The following is a 15,228-nucleotide window of genomic DNA, read 5'->3' as shown; positions in this document are numbered from 1 at the left end:
CCGCCTTACACTATTCTAAGAAATCTTCCGGGTTTCTCCGCAAAAGAAAAGCCTTTCTGCAAAAATGAGCAGAAAGGCTTATTGAAAAAGGCCTTTCTCTCATCTTTCAAAGCAGACCGCTTCGAGTGAATTGGCACCATTTCAACATTGTTGATGGTTGCCGGGCTTCATAGGGCACTTCCCTCCACCTCTCTTGATAAGAGAAAACATATCGTATTTTCGTCCGGAAATTCTTACTGTAGAATAGCACGGCGAATGATAAAAAGTCAATAAAATAAATATTGGAAGCTATTGTCACATAGTAGATTGGCAGTTACGGCCGTTTACTGATCGCCTGAAAAAATCCGTTTGTCAGCCAGAGGATGGCCTCCAGCTTCAGCAGAGCTCTGAATGATCCTTTCACTTTGAGTTTTCCGCTTTGGATAAGCTTTTGCAAAGAGACATCACCATGCAGGAGATGAATGATTTCCGTCTGGTTTCCGTAAAAGGTCAAATTAGATTTTTCCTTTGAAACCGACGTTTTTCTCATTTCTCCCTGTCCGTTAATTGAGACCGTTAAGGCTTCTGTTTCTCCTTGGAATGTAATCAGCAGCGTTGAGGCGTTTAATAGCGGTTTCAAAAACAGATGCTGTCCGTCATTCTCTGAAACTTCTATTTTCTCCACTCGTATAACCTCCCGTTTTAATGGCCATACATACACTTTCTCTTTTTAACGGACAGAACCCTTTATAAACCGCACGACATTTTCCTGTAAATATTGTCACATCGGGAACGTTTGCGATGTTTTTTGTTTAATCAGCTCATATAAATAGGAAACGGAGCGGAAGGCGTATCCTTTCTCAACAAGCTCTCCGCCTTTAAACAGCAAAAAGCACGGAACGCTTTCAATCTGATAGGCTTTGGCGAATGCGGGGGAATAATTCACGTTGTTTTTATAGAAGGCGGCGCCGGGCAGCATTTCTTCGACGACAGTAAGCATTTTGGACGCCAGCTGGCATGTGCCGCAAAACGGGGTGTACAAATACAGGAGATAAACGTCATCCTGAATCGATTCGAGTTCATTTTCTTGGAGTTCTTTCATGATTACCACCTCAGGTCGTTCTTTTTCAAAAATACAGTGTCAGCATCAAAGCCGGCTCTGATCAGCACAGATGCGAGATGATGGCCTGGGCACGACTCGACTTGCTTGTATGTTCTGTCTATATAAATATGGCGCGCGTCGGGAAGCTCCCGTTTCAGCTGTTTTCTTAATTTTTCTCCGGAGTCATCTGCGTCCGTTAAAATATAGACGTCTCTGTCAAACAGGCGGTCCGCCAAATCTTCCAGTTCGGTTTGGCCGATCGTTCCGTTTGTACAGACGATTTCCGCGGGTTCGATGAGCACTTCCCTGACTTTGATTTTATCAGATTTTCCTTCTACGATAATGACCTTTTCATCTCCGTTGTACATAAGCGCGTCACCTGCCGATTGTTTTAGCGTCAGATTGAAAAAGAAGGCAGTGAAATTCACCGCCAACTGTTAACACCAGCCATTCTCATAATCGCAATCGACATATTTCGGATCGCTGCCGTTTATGACATCGGCTGTTTTATAAAATTTTTGATTTTCAAATGAAAAGCCCTGTTTGAGCTCGTACTGGTCCATGCCTGTCATCTCGCCGATGGCTTCATTTTCATGAAATAAGGAAAACCGGCCGTTTTGAAAGCGGCCCGTAACGTTCTCCGTCACATCGACCTTTTGTTTATCAAAAGCCATTTTAGACACCTCCCGTTACAGATAGAATGTCCAAATGGCCCCTTTGCTATCCGATCAGTCTTCTTGTGTCATTTCGTCATATTGCTCGGAAGTCATGAGGTTTTCGATTTCTTCAGCATCAGCCGGTTCCACGACGATCATCCACGCTTTTTCATACGGAGACTCGTTTACGAATTCAGGACTGTCATCAAGGTCTTCGTTCACTTCCGTCACCGTTCCGTTAATCGGTGCGTACAGTTCGGAAACGGTTTTGACGGATTCCACGCTGCCGAATGGCTCGTCCGCTTTAATTTCGGCGCCGACTTCCGGAAGCTCGACAAAGACGATGTCGCCAAGTTCGGCTTGCGCGAAATGTGTAATCCCGATGCGGGCTTTTCCGTCCTCAACTTTGACCCATTCGTGCTCTTTGGAATAACGCATATCTTTCGGTGTGCTCATCTAAATCCCTCCATTTTTTTCTTATAATAAGAAGATACCATAATTCTTTGAACCTGGCATTACATCCAATATTTTTCGAATTGGTCTTCTTTAAAGCCGACAGTGACTTTTTCGCCGTCTGTCGTAATCGGGCGTTTCAGGAGCATACCGTCTGATGCCAGGAGTTCGAGCTGTTCATCCTCTGACATATGGTACAGTTTTTCCTTTAAGTTCAGCTCGCGGTATTTCATTCCGCTCGTGTTGAAAAACTTTTTGAGCTCAAGACCGCTCTTTTCATAGAGGTCTTTAATTTCTTCTTTCGACGGAGTTTCCTCCGCGATATGTATTTCGTTTATTTCCTTACCGCGGTCTTCCAGCCATTTTTTCGCATTACGGCACGTTCCGCATTTAGGGTACCAGTAAAAATTTAACGACATCTTCTTCACCCCTTGTAAATGATCGTCGTTATTTTAACACAATCACTTGTAAAAACCTATAACGTTGCTTCATGAAAAAGCGCCCCTGATGAAGGAGCGCTTTCAGCATGTGATCAGACCGTATATTTTTCTTCACGGAAGACGGCGGCTGCCGCTTCACGTTTTTTCTGAATGAGGTTTTTCGGCGTCAGGCGCGTCAGTTTGCGCAGCACGGAAAGCATCATCCGGAGGGAATCTCCTTCCTCCATGGCGATCAGTGATTCTTTGGCGTGCGCTTCAATGTTCTGAAGGGCTTCCTGGGCAAAGATTTCCGTATATAACAGCTTCTGCGCGGCTTTTTCGGCACCGTCCGCCGCAATTGCTTTTTCCGTTCTGAGGACGGCTGATTCCAAAGCGTACAGCGCGCTGACAATATCGGCAATGTTCACCATGATTTCCTGCTCGCCTTCGATCTCTTTGCCGTATTTCTGCGCCGCGAGACCCGCTGTCAAGAGGGCGATCTTTTTCGCCTGTCTGACAATGTATTTTTCCTGTTCAAGAGGTTTTGAGCCCGGCTCTTCAGGCATCAGCATCATGAGTTCTTCTTGGAGCGCTTTTGCTTTTTCAAAGAGCGGCAGCTGACCTTTTACGGCTTTTTTCAGGAACGTGCTCGTTACGATCAGGCGGTTGATTTCATTTGTGCCTTCAAAAATTCTGTTGATTCTTGAGTCGCGATAAGCGCGCTCCACTTCATATTCCTGCATAAATCCGTAACCGCCGTGAATTTGAACGCCTTCGTCGGCAATATAATCAAGCGTTTCAGAACCGCACATTTTGTTGAGCGAGCATTCAATCGCGTACTCGGCGATTGACTTCGCGACTTCGCGTCCGTCTTTTTGCTCTGCTTCCGTCAGTCTGCTCATATTATCTTCGAATAAGCCCACTGTTCTGTATACAGAGCTCTCCATCGCGTAAAGCCGAGCTGACATCGTCGCAAGCTTTTCCTGAGTGAGCGTGAAGCTTGAGATCGGCGTTTTAAATTGCCGGCGCTGGTTTGCATAAGCGGCAGACAGCTCAATCACCCGTTTTGAAGCGCCGATTGTGCCGACGGCAAGCTTGTAGCGCCCGATATTCAGGATATTAAAAGCGATGACATGGCCTTTTCCGATTTCGCCGAGAAGGTTTTCTTTCGGGACTTCCGCCTGATCTAAAATCAGCGTTCTTGTCGATGAACCCTTAATCCCCATTTTTTTCTCTTCCGGTCCCGTTGACACGCCCGGATAGTTCTTTTCTACGATAAATGCAGAAAACTTATCTCCGTCCACTTTAGCGTAGACGACAAAGACATCTGCAAAGGCGGAGTTTGTAATCCATTGCTTTTCTCCGTTAAGAATATAGTGTGTGCCCGCTTCATTCAAAACAGCCGTGGTTTTCGCGCCGAGGGCATCTGAACCTGAACCGGGCTCAGTTAAGGCGTATGCCGCGATTCTTTGTCCTGAAGCCAAGTCCGGCAAATAGGTTTTTTTCTGTTCTTCCGTTCCGAAGAACACGATCGGCAATGAGCCGATCCCGACGTGAGCGCCGTAAGACAGCGAAAAGCTGCCGGCACGTGAAAACTTTTCCGTAATGAAGGCTGAACTGATTTTATCCAGGCCGATTCCGCCGTACTCTTCAGGCACGTCTGCTCCGAGGAGGCCGAGATCTCCGGCTTTTTTCAGCAGTCTGACCGAATGCTCGAACTGATGGTTTTCAATTTCATCGATATAAGGAAGCACATCGTTTACGACATAGTCTTCTGTCGTTTTGCCGATCATTTTGTGTTCGTCTGTAAAGTCCTCCGGAGTGAATATTTGATCATATCCCGTCTCTTCAATCAGAAAGCTGCCGCCTTTTTTGACGTTGACCGTTTCCTGTTTCATGTTCGTTTCCCCCTTTTTTTAAATGAGTTCAAATACGCCGGCAGCTCCCATGCCGCCTCCGATGCACATCGTCACCACGCCGAATTGCTCGTTTCTCCGTTTCATTTCATGAATGAGCGACAGGGTCAGCTTCGTTCCCGTGCATCCGAGCGGATGTCCGAGCGCGATGGCGCCTCCGTTGACGTTCACCTTTTCTTCATCTATCCCAAGCGATCTGATGACTTGAATGGCCTGTGAAGCAAAGGCCTCATTCAATTCAAAAAGCCCGATATCCTGTAATTCAAGTCCGGCAAGCTTGAGCGCCCGCGGAATGGCTTCAATCGGACCGATTCCCATTACCTCAGGCGGAACGCCGCCTACAGCAAAGGAACGGAATTTGACAAGCGGCGCCAATCCGAGCGACGAAGCTTTTTCGCGATCCATCAGCATGACAGCCGCCGCGCCGTCACTTGTTTGTGAAGAGTTCCCGGCCGTCACGGTTCCCGTTTTAGAAAAAGCCGGACGGAGCTTCGCCAAGACGTCAGCCGATGTGCCGGGACGAACGCCTTCATCTTGAGAAAAGATAAATTGTTTTTTCCGCGGCTTATGGTCATTACCGACTTCTGTCAGCGATACTTCAACCGGCACGATTTCGTCATTGAATTTGCCTTCTTTAAGGGCTTTTGCGGCATTCTGATGGCTGCGGACGGCAAATGCATCCTGGTCTTCTCTGGATACGCCGTACGTTTCGGCTACCTGCTCCGCTGTGTGCCCCATGCTCATGTAATACTCAGGCGCATGCTCTGCCAAAGCGATATTCGGGCGGGTCACATGCCCCATCATCGGAACTTGCGACATGGATTCCGCACCGCCCGCAATGACGGTGTCACCCGCGCCGATCATGATTTTTTCAGCACCGTAAGCGATGGATTGGAGCCCGGAAGAGCAGTAGCGGTTCACCGTAATGGCCGGCACCGTATGAGGAAGCCCCGCCAGCGCACCGATATTCCGCGCCATATTTAATCCTTGTTCGGCTTCAGGTGTTGCACATCCGATAATTAAGTCATCGATATTTCCTTCATATCCGCCTGCCCGTTTCAGCGTTTCTTTTACACAAAGCGCGCCTAAATCATCAGGACGAACGGCTGCAAGCGATCCTTTTTTCGCTTTACCGACCGGGGTTCTCGCACCGGCCACAATGACTGCTTCTCTCATAAACACCCTCCTAGTTCCGTAAAGGTTTGCCTTTGACGAGCATATGCTGCATTCTCGCTTGAGATTTCGCCTCGCCAGCGAGGCTTAAAAAGGCTTCTCTTTCAATCTCGAGCAAATATTCTTCTGAAACCTCCGTGTCGAACGGGACTCTTCCGCCGGCAATGACATGGGCCAGCTTCTTCGCAATCTTCATATCGTGATCGGATAAATAACCCGACCGTCTCATTTGGTCTGCTCCGAGCAGTAATGCCGCACATCCGGTTTCCCCGGTGACTTTCACTTTTTTGCGGGCAGGCGGGCGGTATCCGCTGTCATATAAGGAAGCAGCCAGCTGTTTCGCATCGTGCAGCAGGTGATCCTGATTCATGCTGATACGGTCTGCCGCGGACAAAATCTTCATATCACGGGCTTCGTGTGCCGAACCGGACACTTTGGCAAGCGCGATTGTTTCGAAGGTTTTAATCGCTGCGTCCATCAGTTCACTTCCGCCGTCCAAATAATTCATGTACAGCTCTTTGTTTCCTCCGCCGCCCGGAATAAGGCCGACGCCGGTTTCAACAAGACCCATATACGATTCGCTCGCCGCCTGAACGCGTGCCGCCGGGAGACAGACTTCCGTGCCGCCGCCGAGTGTCATCCCAAATGGCGCCGCGACAACGGGTTTAGCGCTGTATTTGATGTTCAGCATCGTCTGCTGAAAACGGCGGATGACAAAATCGACTTCCATGAAGTTATCATCCTGAGCTTCCATCAAAATCATCGCAAGGTTTGCCCCCGCGCAGAAATGTCTGCCTTGGTTACCGATGACAAGACCTTTATAATTCCGCTCCGTTTCCTCAAGCGCATTGTCAATCATCTGAATAATGTCTAAGCCGATCGCGTTGCTTTTCGTATGAAATTCCAGCAGCGCGACATCATCGCCGAGATCAATCAGACTTGCTCCGCTGTTTTTAGTGATAACGCCTTTTGTTTCTTTTAACGTTTGCAGGCTGATCCGTTTCGGATTTTCTTTCACAGCCCTGTATTGGCCGTCTGAATAGTAAAATGGTGTTCCGTTTTCCTTCATATAAAATGTTTCATGGCCCTGATCAAGCATTTCTTTCACCCAGCCGGGGAGTGCTGCGCCTTCTTCTTCGAGCCGCTCCGCTGATTTTCTGACGCCGATGGCATCCCACATCTCAAACGGTCCGAGCTCCCATCCGAAGCCCCATTTCATGGCGTCATCAATTGCTTTGATATCATCAGCGATCTCACCTAAAAGCCGGGCTGAGTATAAGAGTGTTTGCGATGTAATATTCCAAAGCAGGCGCCCGGCGCGGTCATCAGAGTATATAAGCGCTTTCATTTTGCCTTTGGCACCCTTTGCCTGTTTGGCGGCTTCTAAAGCGGGCGTCTTCATTTTCGAGCGCTCACCGTATGTCATGGTCAGCGGATCGAGTTCATATATTGTTTTACCTTCTTTTTTGTAAAAACCTTGGCCTGATTTGCTGCCCAGCCAATTGTTTTTCAGCATGTCATTCATAAATTCAGGAAGCTTAAACATGTCTTTTTCAGCGCCGTCGGCTTTATCATACACATTTTTTGCCACATGGGCGAAAGTATCAAGCCCCACAACGTCAAGGGTTCTGAAGGTCGCGCTTTTCGGTCTGCCGATCAAAGGCCCGGTCACCGTGTCCACCTCGCCGATGCGGCAGCCGGAAGAAAGCATTTCTCTTACCGTGACCAGCAGGCCGTACGTACCGATGCGGTTGGCGATAAAATTAGGCGTATCTTTTGCGATGACGACCCCTTTCCCGAGCGTGTTTTCTGCAAATGAAGTCATAAACTCCAGCACGTCAGGATCTGTTTCCTGAATCGGAATGATTTCCAGAAGCTTTAAGTAGCGGGCCGGATTAAAGAAATGGGTTCCTAAGAAATGAGCTTTAAAATCGGCAGATCGGCCTTCCGCCATTTTTGTGACGGAGATACCGGACGTATTGCTCGACACGATGCTTCCCGGTTTCCGGTATTCATCAACGAGTGAGAAAATCTGTTTTTTTACGTCAAGATTTTCGACGACGACTTCAATAATCCAATCAGCATCCTTCAATTGAGCTGCGTCATCTTCCAAATTCCCCGCCGTTATATAGTCGAGATTGGCAGCCGAAGTCAGCGGCGCCGGTTTTTGCTTCAGCAGCTTTTGCATGGCCGATCGGCTCAGTCTGCTGCGGACCTCCGGGCTTTCTAATGTCAGCCCTTTTTTCATCTCATCCTTTGTCAGCTCGTTTGGCACAATATCAAGCAGCAGGACGGGAATTCCGATGTTAGCCAAGTGCGCGGCAATTCCGGACCCCATGACGCCTGATCCGAGAACGGCTGCTTTCTTTATAAACTTGTGCATGAGTCATCCCCCTTGAACTTTGAATGAATAGTCATTCATTTTTTCAGCAAAAAAAATGAAACCCTTTTCTTCTTTCATCTTAAAAGATTTTCAGGATGACTTCAATAGCAAATATGGAATTTTTTTAAATTTTTCTGCTTCCGCATGTTCCATGGCGCGGGCGGGAAACTTAAACCCGGAGGTGAAGGGAATGGTGCGAGGGAGAAAAGATCCGTCTTCTGCCGCAGTGAGCGCGGCCAGCATGAAAGGAAATGCGGGACCGAAACAAAAATACGGCGGCGGCAAACAGACGAGCCAAAATCAGCAATATAAAAAAGACAACATGGAATAACATGCTGCGGCTGCTTTTTGGAGCAGCCGTTATTTTTTGAAGATCCCTTTCAGCACAAATGCCGCATTAGCCGGGCGCTCGGCAATTCTTCTCATCAGGTACCCGTACCAATCGGTTCCGTACGGGACATACACCCTCATCCTGTATCCTTCTTCGGCAAGCTCCTTCTGGCGCTCCGTTCTGATGCCGTACAGCATTTGGAATTCAAACTGCTCCCGGGGAATCTGATGTTCGCTGATGAGTGTTTTCGTAAAAGAAATGATGTCATCATCATGTGTCGCCACCGCCGTTTCATGGCCGCTCAAAAGCTGCAGCTTAATCAGCTGCTGAAAATGAAGATCGGTTGCTTTTTTATCAGGGAATGCAACGGCCGCCGATTCTTTATAAGCGCCTTTTACAAGCCTGAGCCTCGGCTTGTATGGCATCAGACCGCTGATGTCTTCAGCTGCGCGGTACAAATAAGCCTGAATGACGGTGCCGAGCATCGGGAAATCCGGCTTGCACCGCTTATACAGCTCAAGTGTACGGCCGCATCTTGAATAGTCCTCCATATCAATCGTTACAGGCACGCCGCGTTCTTTTGCCTCCGTCAATATGTCTCTGACATGCTGTTCCGCGAGCTTCTCGGAAATATCCAGACCGATGGATGTTAATTTCAGCGACAGCTCACAATCCAGTTGATTCTCGGCAATGGCCCTGATTGCTTTTTTACATTCTTCCGCCGTCCTTGTCGCATCCTTCTCTGAACCCGCATATTCACCTAGATAATCAATCGAAGCCGACAGCCCTTTTTGGTTCAGCCGCTTTACCGTTTTCACAGCTTCCGTGAGTGTTTCCCCCGCAACGAACCTTCCCGCGCCGAAGCGGATTCCGTAAGCCTGGGCGAATTTTGTAAGCATTTTATTTTTCGACAAAAATAAACATATGCTCCGCAGCAAGGATGAACTCCCTCCTTTTTCTTTTATTCGTGTATGAATTTCCGGTCGCAGAGAAAGCTAAAAAGAACAGAATTGAAGGAGGCGTTTATATGAACAACCAAGAGCAGCACGGAAACTTGCCGCCTGCCGTCATCTCAACGAAAGACCATTTGTATCTTGAGGACATGCTGAACTGGAATCTGCTTGCCATGAAAAAAGCGCATTTTATGGCGGAACACTGCCAGAATCAGACGTTAAAACAAGAGCTTGATCAGATCGGCCGGATGCATCAGAAGCATTATCAGCACATATTGGGCCGCTTGAACCCCGATCAAGGCGGGCAGACAACAACAGGCTATATGCAATAGGAGGACAATACATGGAACAGCAAAACCAAAAAATCACGAATCCGCAAACGCCCGTGCCCAATACGGCGCAAATGAATGACAGAGACTTGGTGAATGAGCTGCTGACGACGGAAAAATACATCACGGCTTCATATTGCACAGCCCTGCACGAGTTCAGCCACGAGTCTCTTTATCAAGATATTCAGGCGATTTTCGATGAGTCACAAAAAGCGCAAAGAAGATTATACGATGTGATGTTTCAAAATGGCTGGTATTCCATTGAAGCAGCCGATACCCAAAAGCTTCAGCAATCGTATCAGAAGTTCCGGCAGACCATTCAGCAGCAGTCTCCCTACCAGCAGTAAAACGAAGAAGGATTTGATGTTTTCGACAAGCATCAATCCTTTTTTTATTTTTGCACAAAAAGATTGACTTGTCATTAATCCTTATTTATATTTAACTAATGTTAATTATTTTCTCGAGGAACAAGATGAGGAGGAGTTATGAAAAACGCGGATCAATATGTGTCTGATATCCAGAAATCTCTTCAGACGCTGCTGCAAAACATACAGCCCGAAATGGTGGAAAGCATGGCAAAACACGAGGTGACGCCTGCCCAATTATTTGTTTTAGCCAGCCTGAAAAAACACGGGAGCTGCAAAGTTTCCGAAATTGCGGAACGCATGGAGGTAAAGCCGAGCGCAGTGACGCTGATGGCCGACCGCCTCGAACAAAAAGGACTTATCGTCCGCAAACATAACCAGCAGGACAGACGCGTCATCGACATCAGCCTCACCAAAAAAGGCGAAACAAAATTCGAAGATGTTGTGGAAGGGCGGAAAGCGATACTGGCGCGAAACCTGTCCGTTCTGACTGACGATGAACTGATTCAGTCCGTGAACATCATCCGCAAAGTAGCGGAAGCCGCCGAGAAATACGCGGCTGATCAAAAAGAAAACGAATAGAAAAGAGGAGCTGCCGAAACATGAGCATTGAAAAGAAAGATCCAAAACGCACATTATTAATAACCGGCTTAATCATCGCCATGTTTTTCTCAGCCCTTGACGGCACCATCGTAGGAACGGCGATTCCTAAAATCGTGGGTGACCTCGGGGGATTAAGCATGATGACGTGGCTGACCACGGCATATCTTTTAACTTCGACGACGATCGTTCCGATTGCGGGGAAACTTGCAGATTTATTGGGGCGCCGCGTCGTCTATGTATCAGGTTTATTGATTTTTATGGGAGCTTCCGCACTGTGCGGAATGGCCAGCAACATGACGGAACTGATTATTTTCCGCGGACTTCAGGGAATCGGCGGCGGTGTCATGATGCCGATGGCTATGATCGTCATCGGGGATTTGTTCACAGGGAAACAGCGTGCCAAGTTCCAAGGGCTTTTCGGAGCGATTTACGGGCTTGCTTCCGTGATCGGCCCGCAAATCGGGGGCTGGATTGTTGACTCATTAAATTGGAAATGGGTTTTCTATATCAACCTGCCTGTCGGAATTTTAGCCGTGATCTTTATCGCAAGAGGACTTCAAGGCAGAAAACAGACCGGGCCGATTAACTTTGACATCGCCGGCATTTTCACAATGATCGTCGGAATCGTCAGCCTCCTCCTCGCGCTCAGCTTCGGAGGAAAGGATTACGCATGGGGCTCTTGGCAGATTCTCGGTCTCTTTGCGCTTGCACTTGCCGGGATTGTCGGATTCATTTTCGCTGAAATCAAAGCAAAAGAACCGATTCTGCCGATGTACCTGTTTAAAAACAGAACGTTTACCGTACTGAATCTGATCGGCTTTTTCATGAGTATCGGCATGTTCGGCGCCGTTACGTTCGTTCCTTTCTTTATGCAGGGAATTATCGGAGTCAGCGCCACCGCGTCCGGCACGATTATGACGCCGATGATGGTATCTATGATTATCACAAGTATTATCGGAGGCCAGCTGGTTTATAAGATCGGTATTAAACCGCAAATCATGATCGGCATGCTGATCATGGCCGTCGGCTTCTTCTTATTAACGACTTTGCAGCTGGATACAAGCAAGCTCGCGGCTACATGCTATATGGCCGTGATCGGTCTTGGAATGGGGCTCGTCATGCCGCTTCTCACGCTCGCTCTGCAAGAAACGTTTTCAAAAGAAGAGCTGGGTGTTGTGACCTCTTCAAGCCAATTTTTCCGGATGATCGGGGGAACGTTCGGCATTACGGTGCTCGGCGCTGTCATGAATGCCAGATCAGGAAGCCTTTTAACCGACAGACTGGTGCCTTACTTAGACTCACTCCCGAAACAGGCAAGTGCCTTTGCCGCCCAGTTTAAAGGTATGATTGACAAGAATCCTGAAGGGCTGCTTCAATCCTTGTTCAGCCAGGAATCGATTAAGCAGATTCCGGCCGCATTTTCTTCCCATATCGTGCCGGTTTTGAAAACGTCACTGATGGATTCGCTTCACAGCGTGTTTTTCACAGGCCTGGCCTTTATCGCTGCCGGATTAATCCTCACGCTGTTTGTTAAATCAATTAAGCTGACAAATAAAAAGACAGGCAAACAAGAAGAAAAGGCGAAAGCCGTTTAACAAAGAAAAATCCCGCGGATGCCGCGGGATTTTTTTATATCTTCTGGGAATGACCAGTCTTCCGCCTCATTGGAAATGGGGGGTGAAAATTCAAAAAAATAGTGATGGAATTCTTTAATAAACCTTAAACATTTCATAGTTATCTTTATAGTACGACATAATAAAGTCACGAAAATTTCTTACCGAAGAAGATAACAGCTTATGTCTCATCCAAGATAAGCCGACTGGATATGAAGCAGAGTGATCAGTCACTTTTATAAAATTCAGCCCCAATGTTCTGCAAACTGAAATAGGAAGCAACGCCACACCTTGATCCAGCTTTATAATCTCGACCAGTAAATGAGAATCTGCCTCAAATGCAATATTTGGGGTGAAACCAGCTTTCTCACAAAGCGAGGCTGTAAAACCGCTATACTCTTCATTATTAGCAAGGGTAATAAATGGTTCATCGGCGACAAGGCGTAAAGAAATTTCTGTTTTACCCGTAAATCGGTGGTTTGAGGGCAAAGCCAGAACAATATCTTCATTTACCAGCACCCAACTCTCTATCTCTTCATCTTGAATCGGATGACCTGTTATTCCTAAATCAATGTCCCCTTTTTTTAAACTTGTTATGATCTCGCTTTTAACTCCGATTGCTTGGAGAATTTTTGATTGAGGAGAGCGGTTGATATATTCACTCATCAGTCCTGCAAGGAATCTTGGATTGGAAATAGATATTCTGATGGTGTCAGAAATTCGATGTTCCTCCAATTGAATTTCCGTTTGTGCATTTTCAATCTCAGTAAAAATCCTGTTTACACGTTTTAAAAGAATTTTCCCTGCTGAACTCAGCTTAATATTTCTGCCTTTTCTCTCAAACAAGGTTGTTCCCAGTTCATTCTCAAGTCTTTTTATAGTGAGACTTAAAGAAGGCTGGGCAATCTTTAATTGTTCTGCTGCTTTAGAGATATGTTCAGTATAGGCAACTGTCTGAAAGTATTTTAGCTGCAGCAATTCCATCTGTCTGCACCCCCTCATTTATTTCAATAAATATATATATACCTTATTATGTATTGGATTAAATGTAAATGCGAATGTAAGATAATAGCATAGTTAAAGAAAAGGAAAGGGAGTCATTCAATGAAAATTGATGTGAAAGATATAGCAAAAAATTTAAATACGCCACTAACAGCCCCTGCTTATCCTATCCCAAATTATAAATTTGTTAACCGTGAATATTTAAATATTATTTACCGAACGGATGAAAAAGCTTTACGTGCAGCAGTGCCGGAACCTCTTGAAATTACTGAACCTTTAGTGAAATTCGAAGTGATGTGGATGCCCGATGTTTCCGGACTTGGTGCCTATACAGAGGCAGGACAAGTCATCCCTGTCAGCTTTAATGGTGAAGAAGGAGATTATGTACATTCTATGTATGTTGACAATTTCCCGGCTATTGCAAGCGGACGGGAACTTACTGCATATCCAAAGAAATTGGGTGCCCCTAAGCTGTATATAGACTCTGATACTCTTGTTGGCACATTGGATTATGGCAGTCTTCGTGTGGCAACTGCGACTATGGGATATAAACATTTCGAAATGGACAAGGAAAAAGCGAAAAGGGAAATTTGCCGACCTAATTTTATGGTTAAGATTGCTACTGATTACAATGGTGATTTAAGGGTTTGTGATTTGGTGCGAACGCAAATAACGAATATAGAAGTTAAAGGTGCCTGGACTGGACCGGCGCGGCTTCAATTATTTGAACATGCTCTGGCACCTCTTGCAGATTTGCCTGTATTAGAAGTTGTTTCAGCATCTCATATCCTTACAGATTTAACCTTAAATGCAGCACAGCCGGTTTATAACTACTTAGAGGAAAAATAAGGAGACGTTTACAATGAGAATTGCAGTTTTAGGAGCAGGTTCTTTAGGAACCATTGTTGGAGCATATCTGTCTGCTGGCGGAATGGATGTCGAATTGATTGATTCGTACAAAGAACATGTAGATACTCTAAATCAAATTGGTGCTAAAGTAGTTGGTACAACGGAATTTCAAGCAAAGGTGAAAGCCATCACCCCTGAAAACAAATCAGGAAAGTATGATTTAATATTACTTCTGACGAAACAATTATATAATGACTCCATCCTTAAAGAGTTACTGCCTTTTTTAAAGGATGACAGTGTAGTATGTTCCTTGCAAAACGGTATACCTGAACAGAAAGTTGCTTCGATCGTTGGTGATGAACGTGTTATTGCAGGTTCTGTTGAATTTGGTGCTACATTTATTGAACCAGGCGTATCCAGACTTACAACTGAGTATACTCAATTTAAAGAGTACGCTTTTCAAATTGGAGAATTACATGGTGAAACAACAGAAAGAATCCAGCGTATTAAATCGGTTTTAGACCTTATCGGCGGAACACATATTTCCGATAATTTAGTTGGAACGAAGTGGTCAAAATTACTTATCAATAATGCATTCAGTGGTTTATCGGCTGCATTAAACGGAGAATACGGAGACATTCTTGACCATGAAATCGGCATTGTTAGTGCTGTCCATATCGCAGATGAGACGATTAAGGTTGGACACGCCAATGGTGTCAAATTTGCGAAAATGGGCGGCCTTGATTTAGAATCTTTGGAATTAAGAAGTGAAAATGATATTCCTGAACGTATCCAAACATTTAGGTCAGCCATGGAACCATCTAGGCTGCTAAGAGCAAGTATGCTCCAGGATCTTGAGAAAAAACGCAAAACTGAAATTGATTATATTAATGGAGTTATTCCCAAAATGGCAGAAGGTACTGGCATTTCAACACCTTTTCATGATTTGGTTGTAGCACAAGTCAAATGTGCCGAGGAATCTCAAACAGTGCCCAATTTTGATACAAATATAAAAGCATTTGAAGAGTTATTACGTATCCGAAAGGAAATGTGATATATAGGAAAGAGAGAAAGGGATTGCTGCGGCGGTCCTTTTTTCTTG

The 15,228-nt window shown here is 46.0% G+C and carries 18 protein-coding genes and 1 riboswitch; of the genes, 7 read left to right on the top strand and 11 right to left on the bottom strand.

What is annotated here, in order from left to right; all coding sequences use genetic code 11:
- Positions 1-96 precede the first annotated feature (96 nt).
- A riboswitch (SAM riboswitch) is annotated at positions 97-203 on the bottom strand.
- 110 nt (positions 204-313) lie between these two features.
- The 9 genes from G9F50_RS11150 to G9F50_RS11110 all read right to left on the bottom strand — a co-directional run bounded on the left by G9F50_RS11150 (position 314) and on the right by G9F50_RS11110 (position 8,081).
- Positions 314-664 carry an SCP2 sterol-binding domain-containing protein gene (locus tag G9F50_RS11150; RefSeq protein WP_007410085.1) on the bottom strand — a complete coding sequence of 117 codons (351 nt, stop codon included), beginning with the start codon at positions 662-664 and terminating at the stop codon, positions 314-316.
- A 96-nt stretch (positions 665-760) separates the two neighbouring features.
- Positions 761-1,081 (bottom strand): thioredoxin family protein, encoded by a 321-nt coding sequence (locus G9F50_RS11145; protein ID WP_003151847.1) that lies wholly within the window; start codon positions 1,079-1,081, stop codon positions 761-763.
- A gap of 2 nt (positions 1,082-1,083) precedes the next feature.
- Positions 1,084-1,449: a toprim domain-containing protein gene (locus G9F50_RS11140; RefSeq protein ID WP_060561922.1), complete on the bottom strand. Its 366-nt coding sequence runs from the start codon at positions 1,447-1,449 to the stop codon at positions 1,084-1,086.
- Between the two features lie 69 nt (positions 1,450-1,518).
- Positions 1,519-1,755 carry a YusG family protein gene (locus tag G9F50_RS11135; RefSeq protein ID WP_003151845.1) on the bottom strand — a complete coding sequence of 79 codons (237 nt, stop codon included), beginning with the start codon at positions 1,753-1,755 and terminating at the stop codon, positions 1,519-1,521.
- Between the two features lie 54 nt (positions 1,756-1,809).
- Positions 1,810-2,193, bottom strand: coding sequence for a glycine cleavage system protein GcvH (gcvH, locus tag G9F50_RS11130; RefSeq protein ID WP_003151844.1), 384 nt, complete (start codon positions 2,191-2,193; stop codon positions 1,810-1,812).
- A 59-nt stretch (positions 2,194-2,252) separates the two neighbouring features.
- Positions 2,253-2,609: an arsenate reductase family protein gene (locus G9F50_RS11125; protein ID WP_003151843.1), complete on the bottom strand. Its 357-nt coding sequence runs from the start codon at positions 2,607-2,609 to the stop codon at positions 2,253-2,255.
- A gap of 113 nt (positions 2,610-2,722) precedes the next feature.
- Positions 2,723-4,507 (bottom strand): acyl-CoA dehydrogenase family protein, encoded by a 1,785-nt coding sequence (locus G9F50_RS11120; RefSeq protein ID WP_060561923.1) that lies wholly within the window; start codon positions 4,505-4,507, stop codon positions 2,723-2,725.
- An 18-nt stretch (positions 4,508-4,525) separates the two neighbouring features.
- Entirely contained in the window at positions 4,526-5,701 is a 1,176-nt protein-coding gene (locus G9F50_RS11115; RefSeq protein ID WP_060561924.1) for an acetyl-CoA C-acetyltransferase, read from the bottom strand.
- 10 nt (positions 5,702-5,711) lie between these two features.
- Positions 5,712-8,081 carry a 3-hydroxyacyl-CoA dehydrogenase/enoyl-CoA hydratase family protein gene (locus G9F50_RS11110; protein ID WP_060561925.1) on the bottom strand — a complete coding sequence of 790 codons (2,370 nt, stop codon included), beginning with the start codon at positions 8,079-8,081 and terminating at the stop codon, positions 5,712-5,714.
- A gap of 190 nt (positions 8,082-8,271) precedes the next feature.
- Between G9F50_RS11110 and G9F50_RS11105 the strand changes: the two genes are divergently transcribed.
- The gene (locus G9F50_RS11105) at positions 8,272-8,412 is read left to right on the top strand and encodes a YuzL family protein (protein ID WP_079891077.1); all 141 of its coding nucleotides are present in this window, start codon (positions 8,272-8,274) and stop codon (positions 8,410-8,412) included.
- A gap of 29 nt (positions 8,413-8,441) precedes the next feature.
- On the opposite strand, the gene G9F50_RS11100 is transcribed toward G9F50_RS11105, so the two are convergent.
- The gene (locus G9F50_RS11100) at positions 8,442-9,350 is read right to left on the bottom strand and encodes a proline dehydrogenase family protein (RefSeq protein WP_060561927.1); all 909 of its coding nucleotides are present in this window, start codon (positions 9,348-9,350) and stop codon (positions 8,442-8,444) included.
- A gap of 89 nt (positions 9,351-9,439) precedes the next feature.
- Here G9F50_RS11100 and G9F50_RS11095 point away from each other — a divergent pair, with 89 nt between their 5' ends.
- From G9F50_RS11095 to G9F50_RS11080, 4 genes are all read left to right on the top strand, one after another.
- A complete protein-coding gene (locus G9F50_RS11095) occupies positions 9,440-9,697 on the top strand; it encodes a hypothetical protein (RefSeq protein ID WP_015418171.1) in 258 nt (85 codons plus the stop codon).
- A gap of 11 nt (positions 9,698-9,708) precedes the next feature.
- Positions 9,709-10,041 carry a spore coat protein gene (locus G9F50_RS11090; protein ID WP_003151830.1) on the top strand — a complete coding sequence of 111 codons (333 nt, stop codon included), beginning with the start codon at positions 9,709-9,711 and terminating at the stop codon, positions 10,039-10,041.
- Positions 10,042-10,179: 138 nt separating this feature from the next.
- Positions 10,180-10,641 carry a MarR family winged helix-turn-helix transcriptional regulator gene (locus tag G9F50_RS11085; protein ID WP_003151828.1) on the top strand — a complete coding sequence of 154 codons (462 nt, stop codon included), beginning with the start codon at positions 10,180-10,182 and terminating at the stop codon, positions 10,639-10,641.
- Positions 10,642-10,661: 20 nt separating this feature from the next.
- Complete coding sequence (locus G9F50_RS11080) at positions 10,662-12,257, top strand: MDR family MFS transporter (protein ID WP_007410079.1); 1,596 nt, start codon at positions 10,662-10,664, stop codon at positions 12,255-12,257.
- A 114-nt stretch (positions 12,258-12,371) separates the two neighbouring features.
- Here the strand turns inward: G9F50_RS11080 and G9F50_RS11075 are convergent, their stop codons facing one another.
- Entirely contained in the window at positions 12,372-13,259 is an 888-nt protein-coding gene (locus tag G9F50_RS11075) for a LysR family transcriptional regulator (protein WP_012118394.1), read from the bottom strand.
- A gap of 120 nt (positions 13,260-13,379) precedes the next feature.
- Here G9F50_RS11075 and G9F50_RS11070 point away from each other — a divergent pair, with 120 nt between their 5' ends.
- Positions 13,380-14,126, top strand: a complete 747-nt coding sequence (locus G9F50_RS11070) for an acetoacetate decarboxylase (RefSeq protein ID WP_012118395.1) — start codon at positions 13,380-13,382, stop codon at positions 14,124-14,126.
- A 13-nt stretch (positions 14,127-14,139) separates the two neighbouring features.
- On the top strand, positions 14,140-15,180 hold the full coding sequence (locus tag G9F50_RS11065; RefSeq protein WP_025285238.1) for a ketopantoate reductase family protein: 1,041 nt from the start codon (positions 14,140-14,142) through the stop codon (positions 15,178-15,180).
- Positions 15,181-15,228 lie beyond the last annotated feature (48 nt).

It is taken from the genome of Bacillus sp. EKM206B (assembly GCF_011066015.1).
In the GTDB taxonomy this organism is placed as follows: Bacteria; Bacillota; Bacilli; order Bacillales; family Bacillaceae; genus Bacillus; species Bacillus velezensis.
This window is presented reverse-complemented; position numbering and strand designations above follow the sequence as displayed.

What these genes read in the sequence shown, in the direction of transcription:
- G9F50_RS11075 (WP_012118394.1), bottom strand. Translation starts at nt 13,259, where the DNA reads ATGGAATTGCTGCAGCTAAAATACTTTCAGACAGTTGCCTATACTGAA.
- G9F50_RS11110 (WP_060561925.1), bottom strand. Translation starts at nt 8,081, where the DNA reads ATGCACAAGTTTATAAAGAAAGCAGCCGTTCTCGGATCAGGCGTCATG.
- G9F50_RS11095 (WP_015418171.1), top strand. Translation starts at nt 9,440, where the DNA reads ATGAACAACCAAGAGCAGCACGGAAACTTGCCGCCTGCCGTCATCTCA.
- G9F50_RS11090 (WP_003151830.1), top strand. Translation starts at nt 9,709, where the DNA reads ATGGAACAGCAAAACCAAAAAATCACGAATCCGCAAACGCCCGTGCCC.
- G9F50_RS11070 (WP_012118395.1), top strand. Translation starts at nt 13,380, where the DNA reads ATGAAAATTGATGTGAAAGATATAGCAAAAAATTTAAATACGCCACTA.
- G9F50_RS11105 (WP_079891077.1), top strand. Translation starts at nt 8,272, where the DNA reads ATGGTGCGAGGGAGAAAAGATCCGTCTTCTGCCGCAGTGAGCGCGGCC.
- G9F50_RS11065 (WP_025285238.1), top strand. Translation starts at nt 14,140, where the DNA reads ATGAGAATTGCAGTTTTAGGAGCAGGTTCTTTAGGAACCATTGTTGGA.
- G9F50_RS11145 (WP_003151847.1), bottom strand. Translation starts at nt 1,081, where the DNA reads ATGAAAGAACTCCAAGAAAATGAACTCGAATCGATTCAGGATGACGTT.
- G9F50_RS11115 (WP_060561924.1), bottom strand. Translation starts at nt 5,701, where the DNA reads ATGAGAGAAGCAGTCATTGTGGCCGGTGCGAGAACCCCGGTCGGTAAA.
- G9F50_RS11140 (WP_060561922.1), bottom strand. Translation starts at nt 1,449, where the DNA reads ATGTACAACGGAGATGAAAAGGTCATTATCGTAGAAGGAAAATCTGAT.
- G9F50_RS11120 (WP_060561923.1), bottom strand. Translation starts at nt 4,507, where the DNA reads ATGAAACAGGAAACGGTCAACGTCAAAAAAGGCGGCAGCTTTCTGATT.
- G9F50_RS11135 (WP_003151845.1), bottom strand. Translation starts at nt 1,755, where the DNA reads ATGGCTTTTGATAAACAAAAGGTCGATGTGACGGAGAACGTTACGGGC.
- gcvH (WP_003151844.1), bottom strand. Translation starts at nt 2,193, where the DNA reads ATGAGCACACCGAAAGATATGCGTTATTCCAAAGAGCACGAATGGGTC.
- G9F50_RS11080 (WP_007410079.1), top strand. Translation starts at nt 10,662, where the DNA reads ATGAGCATTGAAAAGAAAGATCCAAAACGCACATTATTAATAACCGGC.
- G9F50_RS11085 (WP_003151828.1), top strand. Translation starts at nt 10,180, where the DNA reads ATGAAAAACGCGGATCAATATGTGTCTGATATCCAGAAATCTCTTCAG.
- G9F50_RS11125 (WP_003151843.1), bottom strand. Translation starts at nt 2,609, where the DNA reads ATGTCGTTAAATTTTTACTGGTACCCTAAATGCGGAACGTGCCGTAAT.